This is a genomic window from Methanoregula sp., assembly GCF_050010295.1.
Taxonomy (GTDB): domain Archaea; phylum Halobacteriota; class Methanomicrobia; order Methanomicrobiales; family Methanospirillaceae; genus Methanoregula.
Genome location: NZ_JBEKLH010000002.1, coordinates 107,398 through 121,093 on the forward strand (window position 1 = coordinate 107,398; position 13,696 = coordinate 121,093).

Here is a 13,696-nt window from a genome sequence, read left to right on the forward strand (position 1 = left end):
TAACCGTCGTTCTCCGTATCTCTCCAATGTGTAAAATTGAAAAGAAAAGACGCGGATCTTCACGTTCGGATACGGTCAAAGACCATTCGATCACTCCCCTCTGCGATTCCAAGGGTCTAAGGTTTATACAAGACATTACCTCACATCCTGAGGAAAGGGGGAGCATTCATGGCCCCCCGCTTATCTGGTCGTTTTGCTTTACGCGGGTTGAAGACCGCATCCCAGGCAGTTTACAGGAGGCTTTGCTTCCACTCCCGCTCCGGGGCATCTGGGTTCGGCCAACCGCAGTATCCTGTTTCGTGGTCTTCACCGGGGGAGACTGGGGATCTACAGGCTGCGGTTGCGGGGTCGCAGCGATGGGCAGGAAAAGCACACTGCCTTCATGCTCGACTCGCTTGACGCGCATGGTTTCACCATTGTTCCGGCTCCAGACCTCAACACCGTCGCTATCGGGTGTTGGTGAACCCCTCGCCTCCGATGTTTGGGAGGGGGTATCGACCGGGGGCGTGGGTAATGAACTGACGGCTTTTGCCGCCCCTGGCTTGAGCACTTGTGTGCAGAGATACCTACCGGGGTCCGTTGGATGCTTCCAGCACGCCATAATAACAGGTTCCTCCGTGTTCTCGTGCGGTACGTCATTCCCCTCAGATGGGGAGGGGGAAGTTGACCCATTTGGGGTCTCGGGGGCATCTTGCTTGCCCGAAGTAGATATATCCATTTTACTCACTCCTTCAGTGTTCTCTCTCGTCAGACTGCGTATCGTCGGACACGAGCTGGACGAAGCCGTCCCGCACCATGACCTCGCACAATGCCCGGTAGAGTAACGGAAGACCTTCTACAATGTGGCGGGGAATCTGGACCGGGACAACGTCAGCCGGTTTTTCTCTCCCTCCACCTTTTTCTTCCGGTTGTCGGCGCCTCACGGAGCCCCGGGCATTGGTTCTCGTCATATGGTCATCCACTATCAGGCCGGCACTTCGGTGCCGATTCACAGTCTGACGATTACCTATTAGTCGTACCTTCTATAAATTGTACACTCAGATATCAAATATTTGTGATGATACACATAGTTTAAGTGTGAGTAACTACTATTACTTCTCATGCCACCGGATAAAAGAGAGGAAGAGATGCACCAGAAAATAGTAAAATTTCTCCGGAGCCGCCATCAACCTGCCACGAAACAATATGTCTGGAAGATAATCGAGAGGCTGGAGCAGGAAAGAATAAAAAACATTCAAGATAACGTGAAAAAGTCAGAGATAGGGTGGGTCAGGGTCAGGACACTTCTGGATGATCTCGTAGGAAAAGGTGACGGCAAAATCGAAAACGCAACAACGTTCTACCGGCTGCTTCACGATCTTTCAGGGGAACGACTCATTGATAAACGAGTTCTCAAGATGGCTAAAGAGAAGGGTCCTAAGGCAACTTTTTACCGGACGCTATTTGATTATCAAGAACGATGGTTCTATTCGCGCGAACTTTTGGAGAAATCAATTGACGAATATGAAGTATATATTCGTGATTTATTCGAACAGTTTATGATCGCCCAGGATCTTCTCACGGAAATGGGCTGCGTGAACCCCCACGAAATAATTATTGAACGGTTTACCCGTCTGAGAAAGAGGGAACCGTTCTACATCGTGCGCCGGGATCCAAATCTCGATCATGAATTTATGGAACAAATAACGCAAATTCCCGATCAGGAAACTCCCAAAAGGAGTCGGATATATGGGCCGAAGAAAGTGGAAGCTCTTATTTAGCGTAGCAGTTTCCCGGATGATTCAATCCGCGGTACCCCTATTTTGTGCGACGATCTCCGCGATAGCCGCGAGTTGCTGAGGGGTAAGGTTCAGTGCAAGGCGATTGAGTTTATCCATGGCCGCGCGCTGTTCTTCTGATGTCTGCTCGATCAGTTGCAATCGCTCCTGAAGTGCTACGTTCTGTTCCTGTATTACCGTCATCTGATTTTTCAGGTTCATATTCTCGTTTATTACCATCACCAGGGTATCAGCGTGCTTTTCGGTTTTGGCGGACTGTTCCGCCATCTTCTCCTTCAGCTCGTTCTCCAGTTCTTTTACCTGCTTGCTGCCGGTGATGGAGACCATGTGCATTGCTTCAAGATACGCAGCAGCAACGGTTTCCTCATCATATCGCCTGTATGAACCTGATAAGTATGAAGCGTGACCGGCTAAAAATTCCGGGATCTCCTTGCTGATAACCAGACTCATCTGGGACAGGAAAAATTTTCGGAATCCGTGAATCCTCAACTGGTTCCGTCCTGTCACATCGTCTTTTGTCAGTTCCCCGCTTGCTGCCAGTGCATCATTCCACCATGCTGTAACGCTTGCATCGCTGAACGGGAATAGGCGGGTATCCCCCGCACTCTTGACGCTGGCGAGCCCTCTCTCAATCAACTTCTTACTTTTGGCATTGCACATCGTGATATATTGTGGACGTACCTTTAACCATGCCGCCGTCGCTGCCGCCGCTTCGTCGCTGATAAATGTATATCGCTGTTGCCCGTTCTTTGTGTTCTCCCCTCTGAAAGTCATCTTTACCGGGTGGCTGTTAAAATCCACATCATTGATACTGACGGACAACATTTCATTAAGGCGGGCTCCATTTGATCCCAGGCATAAAAAGAGGGCCTTTCCCTGTATCGTGCAGTGCTGGAGTGCTGCGTTGATGATCCTAGTGTTTAGCACTCGGTCAACCGTTGCCGCGCTGCCCTTCATGGTTTCCCTCCGTATGTCCTGACTGGTACCCTTGCTGATGGATATCCCATGATAAGTCATTGCGTACCTGGTCAGGGTCATTGCTTGTTTTGCTGAAAGTGCAGGTCTCGTCTCAATCAGGTGTTCAGAAAATCGGATAAAATCCGCATCGTTGTCACGCTTGGAAATCAAGTACATCTCGAAAAGTGCATTATAATCCGGCGCAGGAATTTTCCCCGATTTTATATCTTCACTTTTTATCCCATAGATGCAGCGCAGGAAACTCTCTATGGCGGTTTTGTATCCCGCCCGGCTGCTTGCATTACTGTACCCTGCCAGAAACTTTGCCAGTTTTGGTACTGTGGTTTCCCCCCTCTGTTTCTTCTCCGCCTTCTTTGCCATGCAGGAGTGTACGCGATGTGAGAATATAACTGTTGCGCGAAAATACTAACACTTGTCAGTATTTATTTTAAAAAATTATATTAATGGAAAATTGACCCGCTGCTCCCCCTCACGCCAGCCCTGCCCCCGGCGCGGGGGCGTTTGGGATGTCCTCTTCAGAGATTGTAAGGCTTCCCGAAAGTTGGATATTTTTTTCATCGGGTGTTCGCTGGGGAAAGTCTTGGATCATGGCATCGTTCCGGATCAAGGTAAATGCGCAGCGCAAAACCCGGAAGGAATCAGTAGTCGCATCAGCGAGGACTGATTTGAGAAGGTCAGACCTTCGAGAGCTGAGTGGTTTGCCAGAACCACGAAGCAGAGAAGCCATTAGGCTTCGAGTCGTTATGCGCGTAGGGCATCGCTCCGGGCCGGTAAAACCGGAACCCGTTGCCACGTTTCAATCAAGGGTTGTTCAAATTTTTGCTCTGTAGAAAACCCGTCAGTATCCATTTTTTTGTAAACCATCTAAAGAAGCTATGAGTGTGACCCCTCTCTCCCCCAGAGGGGGAGGCAACCCAAGGGGTGCATCTCCTTGACCCCCACCTATCCCACCTATTATTCCTCCATTCTCTCGAGAATTTCTCGCTACCCTTATGAGTGACTATCATATTATGGGGGATTTCCTGGCAGCTGGGGCGAAAGCAGCGATTGCCGTAGCCCCCAAGAGCGTCAGAATATCGTTCCAATGATTTCTACAGAGCACAAATTTTTTCAATTAAGGTTCAATGGATCCGGAACTGTTTTTCAATCACGATTATGATCGCGTTGAAATTTTTTCAACCAAGGTTTGATAAAAAATTTCAATATGAGTCCGCTCAAAAAAAAAATAAATCAAGGTTTACCTGAAAAAAGTTAAACATGTGTAAACAAATCAGGAAAATCATTTCCCATCGGAAGACCCTATACGGATCCGGTTTTTCAATTAAGGTCTGCTGAAAAAATGTTAGTCAGGATCCAGTTGAAAATTTAAAATCAATGTTTGATTGTTCCGGATCAGTTCTTCGATTGGGGTCATGACTGCGATGAACGAATGCCTGCCGATCTCAAATCAGTACGGTGAATTTTCGATACGTACATCATTGTCACGCTCTGGTCAGAACTCGACGACCATCACGGCCTCCTCTTCCTTTTTCAGTTCTCCTTTGAGATGTCCGGCATCGAAGTCATAAGCGTCCGCAGGGTTGTAATCAGGGTACAGTTCGCATTTGTCGAGGATATCGACAAACTCTTTCAGGAAAATGCGGGGGATTACATCAACCCTTCCCCCGAAACGCGTGGTGATCTTCCTGATCATTGCCCGGATAAACCGGTGAGAGACCCGTTCGCGGTCGGGTTCGCCATAAGCCTGGGCATAGACATCAATCACTTTGATTGCTACCAGTTCAAGCTTGGCGGTATCAAATTTCGACAGAACAATCTGGGGCTGGCGCGGATTCCTGAACGAATCGCTCTGCACCACGCTGATCCGATCGTAAAGCGGGGGGATAGACCGGATACCCCGCGAACCGTCAAACAGTGCCGGAGTCCCGGTAAACAGGAAATAACAGCGGGGCATATCCCCGCTGTCAAGGGCATCGATGATCCGGACCAGCGTCTGATACCCTTTCTCCCGCTGGTTCCTCTGCAGGCCCTGGGTTGTCTCCAGTTCGTCAACAGCGATCGCGAGCCCTTTGTAGCCCGCCCCATGAATGATCTCCACGAGACCCCGGAGAAAAATGAACGCGAGGGTATCATCGATATCCCCGCGTATCCCTGCTTTCTGCTTGAGGTCCCTGCCGATGTTCGGTTCGGCTGAGATCCATCCAAGTGCAGACTGGGCGAGCGGGAAATTACCCGTATTGTTTGCTGCATAATATGCACGCAGGACTGCTGCCAGGGCCGAATTCGTCTCGGAAATACCTGAGAACGCTGATTCAATCTCCCGTTCTGTGGCAGACTCAAGAGCTGCATCCTCGCAGCTGCTTCCGCTGACGGACAACATCCGTTCCTCAATGGCATAAAGCCAGTTGTCGACAATGGTCTTGATCGCGTGCTCTTCTTCATTCGTCCCCAGGTTTGCGCAGATCTGCTGATAAACGCCCCTGAGTTTGTGAAGTGGTGCTGAAGCCGAGACGACGACATGGGTAGTAACAAAACCTTTGTTCCGTGCAATCTCAAGGGCCCGGGCAACAAGGAAGGTCTTGCCGCTGCCATACTCCCCCCGGATAAATTTTGTATCGCCACCACCCTCAGCGACAAAGGCCAGCTGCTGGTCAATCACGCTCTCTTCGATTTCGAGCCCTACCGCGATACGCTCCAGTCCGCCTGCCGGTACCGTGCCCCTCCTGAGTGCATTGATGATGTTGATGCTCTCAAGCTGACTACGGCCCATCCGTTCAGATTCCGGTATATTCATAGACCTCTCCATCCTCACCAACTCCTTTCTTCTCGACAAGAGACAATCCCTGGGATGCAGCTTTTTGAACCAGTTTATTCACGATCCCGGCGACCCGCCGGGTACCCAGGACTTTACGCAGCTCCATCTCGCTCGCCTTACGGTGCGACCGGAGAAACCCGATAATCTTCTGCTCTTGGTCAGAAAGTCCGAGCTGGTCGAAGACTGCCTGTGGTTCTGCGAGCTCCCGTGTATCTTCCTGTGGAGTGTGCATGATCGGGTGGTCGGCAACAGATTGTTCCTTGCAGGCCCTGATCAGCTGGAGGTAATTTTCGAGACGGATGTCACGGGCATATGCGGGCATGACATCCATCCCGCAGAGACAGTAATACTTACAGTGTGTATAGTCAGTCTCTTCAAGTGCATTGGTTGCAGCGATAAAAAAAACAACGGCAAGCAGCTCCATTCCTTCCGAGTTCAGCGTGCCCCTCCTTTCCCAGAGTCTTCTGATCAGCTGTTCCATCAGTCGTTTCATGCAGGACATCGGCCCTTTTTTATCAATAACGACTGCGGCCACCCGTGTAAGGTCTGTCCCTTTTTTTACATTGGACAAGATGTACAGCATCACTTTTTCGCACTCGCGCAATTCCCCGTTATCTGACAGGAATTTCGCGTAATCAAGTCCGCCGCTTAAAAAATCAGTCCTGTACGCCCGATAGTACCAGGCCCGGGCCTCGCTGGTATTTCCCTCTTCCTGGTAGAACCGTGCTGTCCCGAGCAGGCTTACTACGTTGATATCACGGGTAACAAGGTCGAGGAACCGTCGTGCGGCTTCGTCTGCCGGAAGACTTTTTTTCAGGTACTGCCGGTATTTGCTGATCACAAGGCCGAGGGTATCAGGATCATCCCTCGTGCCCTGTTCCTCCCGGATAAGCCTTTCACAGGCCAAAAGAGCGTCCTCATCCCTTCCCTGCGCTGCAAGAAGGTCACATTCGACCAGACGGTACTCCGGTTTTCGTGTACAGGAAAGAAGGGATTGCGTGGCTTGCAGGGCTTTGGCATATTCCCCGTTCGATTTCAGGAGGAGGATGTAATCGCAGAGGATATCGCGGTCAGGGTTGTCAGCAATAACCGACGAATAGGCATCAAGGGATGCCGGGACATCATACCCGGAGAGAGCGGCCAGGTACTTGCGGAGGATGGAGATATCCTTTGTCTCACGATAGATCGCAGATGCAGACTCGGCGGCAGCACGGCAGTTCCCGGTTTTTGCCAGTGCATCGACATACTCGTGACTCTTTGGCATGTCCGCGCCTGCCATGGCGTGAGCTGCCAGAGCTTCTTCAGCCTCATCAATCTCGATGAGCACTCTCATCAGGTTCTTTATGTCTTCAGGTCGTTTTACCTGCCTGACCAGTCTTCTGAGGACGGGCAGGGCCCCCCGGTAATCCCCATGCGTCAGGAGATACCCGGCATAACTTCGCAGGGCATCCTGGTTGGTCGGGTCCAGCCGGACGGCAGTTGCATACTCGCCAATTGCCCCCTCATCTTCCCTCTCTTCCAGCACTTTTGCCAGATAGCTGTGAACGTAGGAAGAGTCCGGCATCTTCCGGGCAAGGTCGCGGAAAGAGACCTCAGCATCCTCATACTTCCCCGTGTAATAGGAGTTGGTTGCGGCAAGCACTTCGATATCGGGATCCCTGCCGCTCTCCAGAATTTGAGTGCAGGCCCTGAGGGATTCCTGGTATCTTCCGTCTTCAAACAGGCGGAATGCCTCTTTTTTCTGCTCTTCCCGTGAAGAGGGGATCATGCACATACCCGGTGAAATATGAGCATGAGAAGTCCAAACAGCATCCTGATCATATCACGTTTCTGGACCCGCGAGTCTCCTTTATTCTGCCATTCGATGGGAATTTCCATGATACGGGCCCCGTTCTTTTTCAGCCTCCAGAGGAGTTCGACATCGAACTCAAAACCCGTCGAGTACATCAGCGGGAGAATTTCATCGATAACCGGTTTTTTGAATACCTTTGCCCCGCATTGCGTATCGTGAAAGTCAAGGCCGAAAAGGATCCTGATGATCAGGTTGAACATACGGCTCTCGATCCTCCTCATGAAGCTCTGGCTCACGGTGAGGGTCGATCCCGGAACCCAGCGGGAACCGATGACACAATCGCTTTCTTTTAAGCAGGAAAGCAGTCGCATCATCTCCCCGATGGTTGTCGAGCCGTCTGCATCGAAATAGCCCACCCGGGATGAATGTGCCGCTTTCAACCCTGCCATCACGCCTCCTCCTTTACCCAGACGGTGATCAAAACGGAGACACCGGATAGCCAGGTCCCCCCTTTCGGCCGCAATCCGACCGATGATATCTGCCGTGCCATCGGTACCATCGCAGACAACGATGAGTTCACCTTCAAAATGCGGTATCCCATCGAAAAACAGGGTAATCCTCTTCTCCTCATTATAAGCAGGGATTACGAGGCTGTACTGGGGGCGGGGTGTCGGTGTCATGATCTCAGGGAGCCTGTCCTGATGAACGTCACGAAGTGTAACCTGTTTCATGACTGATCAGGTGTGTTGTTGATGCCGTCTGAAGCCAGAACCCGTGATACGGCATCTCTGGTATACTACTTTTTGCGGGATGCCCCAATAACATTACTGGTGTTTGCCGAGATGCTGGGCAAGCATGGTACTGGGACGGTATTTTTCCGCCATGGCAAGCGCGGTCTCACGAAGTGCGTGGTGTTCTGCGAGACAACTTGCCGGAGGAGCGGATTTGTGGAGGATTGCCGAGCTGTTCTCGGTAATCTGGATGAGTTCGGTCGCTATGACTGCGTTGAGCCAGACAAGGTCGGCAAGCATTTCTCTGGTTTCCGTATCGTGCATACAAAAACTCGTATGTTGTTGGATATAAGCCTGAGGAAATCCTGTGCGTGAAACTCCTTCCAGTACCTGGGTGACTTGTCTGACAGGTAAACAAACGGGGCGGAATATTCCCAATGCCTGTTGGCAACGTTAACGCGGGAATAGTGGCAATTTGCTAAAAATCCGGTGAGAACCCGTCATGTCGTTTCCGTACGAAGCCGGCAGAGAAGTACAGCAGATTTTCGGCTTGGTATAACCGGAAAAAGCGTCATCGCCCCAAAAATTTCCCGTCGGGTACCTCGTCTTCCGCACCGGATCCGGGTTTGCGGGATGAAGCCGGGTTAGATCAAATGATAAAACCTGATATATTCCGGGCCATGATGGTGTGAACTTCAGGGTTCAATTATCCGGGATTTTGAACAATACTCAGACCGCTGCGATACTGCGAATATAATATCCCTTATTGACATTTTTCTGCGTATAAACGCCCTGCCCGGGAACGATGTACGGCTGCAGGGAGACAGATCTGCCCGGGTAACGTCAGGAAGGAAAACCCGGCCGGATATCTGCTTTTTCTGATAAGGGCGGGTTGTCAGGAAGAAGAAATGGAGGAATCATGAAGAAAATAGTGGGAATTTTTAGTTGTATCATGCTGGTACTGATGCTGGCAACTGCTCTTGTGGCAGCAGACGACAGTACCAGTTCAACTACCAGCAGTATCAGTTCCAGCAGTTCTGCCAGCAGTACCAGTTCGGTAACCTCAACAAGTGGCGTATCCGTTGTCACTGTAACGAATATCACCACGGATCCCGAGGTTTTTTTCCCGTATGAAAAAGGTTCGATCACGGCGACGCTGACAAACTCGGGCGATACTGCTGTTGGCCTTTCCGGTGAGAACCTGCTCAGTGAAAAAATCTGCATCATAGATAAGAATACCTGGAAGACGATGGATTATATCGGGGCCGGATCCACCATGACCTACACGTTCCCCGTAACTGTTGATGCCTCTGACGGAACGTATTACGGTCTCTTTACGGTCTCCACGAAAGATGGCGGATCAATACACTATCCTTTTAAGGTCAAGGTGGATTCGCGGGAGATCAAAACTATCATTGAGGACAAACCCGATTATTTTTCCGAATCCAATGCAGGTTGCGTCAATGTGACCGTCATAAATCTGCGGGACGGTGCAATAAAAAATATCCTGATCACCCCAGAGGGTTCCGGGTTCACGACGAGCCCGGCACAAAAATATGTAAGCTTACTGGCAGCACAGGGGTCTGTCACAATTCCGTTTGAGATAACGCCCAGTATGGCAACAAACGTTACGTTCAACGTCAGTTACCAGAACGGGGATACGACCCTGGCATCGGACGTGGTTCTTCCCATCACGCTCGATCTGGATAAAACCGCAGCGTTGCCCGTGGTCAATAACGTTGCACTCGTCTCCAAAGGCACCTATTACGATCTTACCGGCGATATTACCAACGCCGGTATCACCGATGCGAAGGGACTCGTGGTCTCGTTGGGATCCCCCGCAACGGGTACGGGAACGTACCCGGAATACGCTATCGGAAGTATAGCATCCGATGATTCCGGAAGTTTTGAGCTGACGTTTACCAGCACGGATCTCACGTCAGTTCCCCTGATTATCCACTGGAAAGATTCGGATGGCAATGACTACCACATCATAAAGAACCTTAATCTCAATTCAGTATCAGGTTCCGGTGCGGCAAGTACCAGTTCCACGACCTCAGGTAGTTCCGGTATCTCCGGCGGCCCCTCCGGCACGGGAGGCCCGGGCGGGGATATGGGAGGCCCCGGAGGTAGCACCACCAGCTTATTCAGCAGCAAAGGTAACGGGATCAGTTCGTTTTACCCCGTAATTGCCGGTGGTATCATCCTCGTCGCTGGTCTCGTACTGTGGAAGAAGCGGAAATGGCTCTCTGCAAAACTGAAGAAACAATGAGAGGATCGGATATGGCCGATACCCCCCTTATCCGGCTCGCAGATGTATCGAAAGTGTACCATCTCGAGGCCGGTGACTTCACTGCGCTCGATCATGTCTCGCTCGGTATTATGGAAAACGACTTTGTCGCGCTCATGGGACCTTCAGGTTCCGGTAAATCGACCATGATGAACCAGCTGGGGATCCTCGATGTTCCCACTTCAGGAGAGCTGTATATTGCCGGGAGGAATGTGGCCACGATGACGAATCTTGAACGGACCCATATGCGCCGCGACACCATCGGGTATATCTTCCAGAAATTTTATTTAATCCCGCTCCTCTCGGCATTCGAGAACGTGGAATACCCGCTCATCCTGAAGTACAAGAAGAGGGACACAACCGGCAAAGCCACGGCCCTGCTCGAAGCAGTAGGGATTGACAAGGAAATGAGTGCCCACCGCCCCACCCAGCTCTCCGGTGGTCAGCAGCAGCGCGTGGCCGTGGCCCGCGCCCTGGTCAATGAGCCGAAAATCCTTCTTTGCGATGAACCGACGGGAAACCTTGATCGCAGGACCGGTTACCAGATCATGGATATCCTCTGCGGCCTGCACAAAGAGGGAAAGACGGTCATCCTCGTGACCCATGATCCAAAGATCGCGGAATATGCTCAGCGCACGATACGGCTTGAAGACGGGAGGATTGCAGAATCATGAGAGATATTTTCTTCGATCTTTCGGTCAGAAGTGTCCGGCTGAATTACCTGCGTTCGATCTTAGCATCCATCGGTATTGTTATTGGTGTGATCGCCATCTCCACGATGGGGATGCTCGGGACCAACATGCAGCTGGAGACAAAAGACCAGCTCTCAGCCGGAGCAGATACCATTGTTATCACGCCGGATGCGGTCAGGATGGGTCCGCCGGGATCCGGTACCACTTCCCCCACTGCTTCATCGGTTATAACCAAGACGCAGCTTCTTAAAATCAAGCAGGCTGCGGGATCAAATGCCAGTAGTATAATCCCCGTTTATTCGACAAATACGGAATTCACGTTGAGTTCTATCCCCGGCAGGGGCATGATATACGGGATCGATCCCGATCAGATTACCGAGTTCCTTACGATTGAGAACGGGACAAACATTGTTGGCGCAGATGATGCTCTCGTGGGGTCTACTATTGCTACCAATTTTAACCTCAAACTCGGGAGCATGATCAAGGTAGGATCCAGTACATCAGGATCCCGCTCGGAGGTCAAGGTCGTCGGGATTCTCAAGGAACGGGGACAGGCAGCGGATAGCGTCAGAACCGACAACGCCATCGTTGTCTCCAAGGACTGGTATGTAAAAGAGTACGGCGGGAAAGATGAGTACCCCCAGGTAAATGTGATCGTGAAAAACGTCGATAACATAACAGGTACCGAAGAGCTGATCACCGCGAAGCTCAACACCAATGCAAAAACTCCCGTTGTGCGGGTTTCGGATGCAAGTACCCAGTTGTCCAGCATCACATCGACCCTGAGCACGATGACCACGTTCATTCTTGCGATTGGTGGCATCTCGCTTCTGGTCGCTGCCACGAGCATCTTCAACGTAATGATGATGTCGGTCACTGAGCGGGTGCAGGAGATCGGGATCCTGCTCTCCATCGGGACAGAAACCGGGGAGGTACGACGGATGTTCCTGTACGAGGCATTCATCCTTGGCATCATCGGTGCCGGTCTGGGAGGAATCGGCAGTCTTGTCATCGGGTATTCCGTGGTAAGTTACATGATCGGTACGACTGAGTATTTCTTCCTGCCGGATAGCATCGTCTACATCCCTGCAGGTATGCTTATTGGTGTGGTCGTATGTATCATATCAGGGCTTTATCCTGCCTGGAGGGCTTCGAATATGGACCCGATAGACGCCCTGAGGAGCGAATAATAGGAAGAGCATCATGACACGTGCAACTCTTTCCATCCGACAAGAGGCGGTTCATATGTAATCATCATTTTTCCGGGCAGGATATCGGATGCAGGTAACATTATACCTGGCTGACGGTCATCTGGAGCAGAATTACCTTGGTAAACGGTATTGTTGCGACAGAGGAACCCGGAGACGGCACAAGGAGTGTGATTGAATGAGAATAGCGCAGGGGATGCTCACCCGGAATTCTCCCTGACGTTTTTCCATCCTGAATACATGCGTTCTCAATTGAGCAAAAGCCAATACGACTGGCCAGACACTTTGCAGGTTTATCACCACCGGGTCTTACTACAGCATGCATGTTTTTCCATTGACTGTCACCCGGGATGAAATTCCCTCACGTCCGGTTATGTATGTCTGGTTCGTACTCATCTCACAAGCTATCAGTGGAAACCTGCAGTCCCTGTGCCTTCCCTGTTCTCACTCTCTGAAATGGAACATAATTCCCACAACAAGGATAAGCACCGTGATTTTATCACCACGATCAACCATTTTTAAAAATTGTCTGTTATACTGATATCCGGTGAACCAGTGAGATATGAGATACGTATACCTGTCTGGTTCAATTATCCCTCGTCACAATTCATTATATCACTCACCTCATACTCCGAATATATACCAGCCTGGGATTATCGTTTTACAGGATGATCTGCCTGAACCGGCAGTCATCGGAAAAGGAGGTGCTCGCCAGGACGTGAGGTTACAGGTATAATGAAGACCTTTACCATGACTGGAGTCTCCAGCGATGCGCCAGGGATTATTGCAGGCCCTCATCGCAGGCGGCACCAGCATGATTTTGTGGGAGACCTCCGGCGTAAGGGAGATCAGCACCCGTACCCGGGGGATGTATCGGAACCGGCAGGACGCGATGAATGCGCAGATAAGAATTGCCAGGAATCCCAAAAACCAGGGACACCGTTGAGGTGGATATGTGATAAACCTCCCCGCAGGATAGGGCGGGCCGGCTCTCAAATCCGTGCTCTCCAACCGGAAACGGGAATGTGGCGGCACCCACAACGCGCAGCCCGCCACCCGGATTGTGCAGGGAACATCTATCCCCCTCATGCCCTGGCATCGCCCTCTCTTTTTCATCACGCTTCCCGGCGAAGGCAGTAAAACGGGGTATTGTATCTGATACGATCGGAGTTGTTGCATGAAACCGGTTTCATGCGGGTACGTCTGGCTTGGGGGCCAGTCTGTTGATAATATTCACCAGCCGGTTGAATAAATGACGATCTTTTTCCATTATATCACTCCCCTCATGCTTTGAATATAATAGGGCCCGGGAGGATCGTGATGGAGGATGATCCCAATGGGGATCATTCACAGAAGGATGATAGTGAAAAAGTCAGGAATGCCTGGAGCTCTCAGCCATATGCCCTCGATAA

General features: G+C 51.0%; 10 protein-coding genes. 4 read left to right on the forward strand and 6 right to left on the reverse strand.

Features of this window, described 5'->3' with window-relative positions:
- Window positions 1-731: 731 nt before the first annotated feature.
- Window positions 732-950: a hypothetical protein gene (locus tag ABSB80_RS03495; RefSeq protein ID WP_428368213.1), complete on the reverse strand. Its 219-nt coding sequence runs from the start codon at window positions 948-950 to the stop codon at window positions 732-734.
- Between the two features lie 150 nt (window positions 951-1,100).
- On the opposite strand from ABSB80_RS03495, the gene ABSB80_RS03500 reads away from it, so the two are divergent.
- The gene (locus ABSB80_RS03500) at window positions 1,101-1,760 is read left to right on the forward strand and encodes a hypothetical protein (protein WP_428368215.1); all 660 of its coding nucleotides are present in this window, start codon (window positions 1,101-1,103) and stop codon (window positions 1,758-1,760) included.
- Window positions 1,761-1,781: 21 nt separating this feature from the next.
- On the opposite strand, the gene ABSB80_RS03505 is transcribed toward ABSB80_RS03500, so the two are convergent.
- The 5 genes from ABSB80_RS03505 to ABSB80_RS03525 all read right to left on the reverse strand — a co-directional run bounded on the left by ABSB80_RS03505 (window position 1,782) and on the right by ABSB80_RS03525 (window position 8,418).
- Window positions 1,782-3,116 carry a site-specific integrase gene (locus ABSB80_RS03505; protein WP_428368217.1) on the reverse strand — a complete coding sequence of 445 codons (1,335 nt, stop codon included), beginning with the start codon at window positions 3,114-3,116 and terminating at the stop codon, window positions 1,782-1,784.
- A 1,132-nt stretch (window positions 3,117-4,248) separates the two neighbouring features.
- Window positions 4,249-5,550, reverse strand: a complete 1,302-nt coding sequence (gene brxD, locus ABSB80_RS03510; RefSeq protein WP_428368219.1) for a BREX system ATP-binding protein BrxD — start codon at window positions 5,548-5,550, stop codon at window positions 4,249-4,251.
- On the reverse strand, window positions 5,531-7,339 hold the full coding sequence (locus ABSB80_RS03515; protein WP_428368221.1) for a tetratricopeptide repeat protein: 1,809 nt from the start codon (window positions 7,337-7,339) through the stop codon (window positions 5,531-5,533). The genes brxD and ABSB80_RS03515 overlap by 20 nt, the downstream gene beginning before the upstream one ends.
- Window positions 7,336-8,094 carry a dolichyl-phosphate beta-glucosyltransferase gene (locus tag ABSB80_RS03520; protein ID WP_428368223.1) on the reverse strand — a complete coding sequence of 253 codons (759 nt, stop codon included), beginning with the start codon at window positions 8,092-8,094 and terminating at the stop codon, window positions 7,336-7,338. Before ABSB80_RS03520 ends, ABSB80_RS03515 begins: the two co-directional genes overlap by 4 nt.
- A gap of 93 nt (window positions 8,095-8,187) precedes the next feature.
- On the reverse strand, window positions 8,188-8,418 hold the full coding sequence (locus ABSB80_RS03525) for a hypothetical protein (protein ID WP_428368225.1): 231 nt from the start codon (window positions 8,416-8,418) through the stop codon (window positions 8,188-8,190).
- Window positions 8,419-9,013: 595 nt separating this feature from the next.
- Between ABSB80_RS03525 and ABSB80_RS03530 the strand changes: the two genes are divergently transcribed.
- Genes ABSB80_RS03530 through ABSB80_RS03540 form a run of 3 tightly spaced genes read left to right on the forward strand, consistent with a single transcriptional unit; the run spans window position 9,014 to window position 12,266 of the window.
- Window positions 9,014-10,366 carry a COG1361 family protein gene (locus ABSB80_RS03530; protein ID WP_428368227.1) on the forward strand — a complete coding sequence of 451 codons (1,353 nt, stop codon included), beginning with the start codon at window positions 9,014-9,016 and terminating at the stop codon, window positions 10,364-10,366.
- Window positions 10,367-10,377: 11 nt separating this feature from the next.
- Window positions 10,378-11,058 carry an ABC transporter ATP-binding protein gene (locus ABSB80_RS03535; RefSeq protein WP_428368229.1) on the forward strand — a complete coding sequence of 227 codons (681 nt, stop codon included), beginning with the start codon at window positions 10,378-10,380 and terminating at the stop codon, window positions 11,056-11,058.
- A complete protein-coding gene (locus ABSB80_RS03540) occupies window positions 11,055-12,266 on the forward strand; it encodes an ABC transporter permease (RefSeq protein WP_428368231.1) in 1,212 nt (403 codons plus the stop codon). Before ABSB80_RS03535 ends, ABSB80_RS03540 begins: the two co-directional genes overlap by 4 nt.
- Window positions 12,267-13,696 lie beyond the last annotated feature (1,430 nt).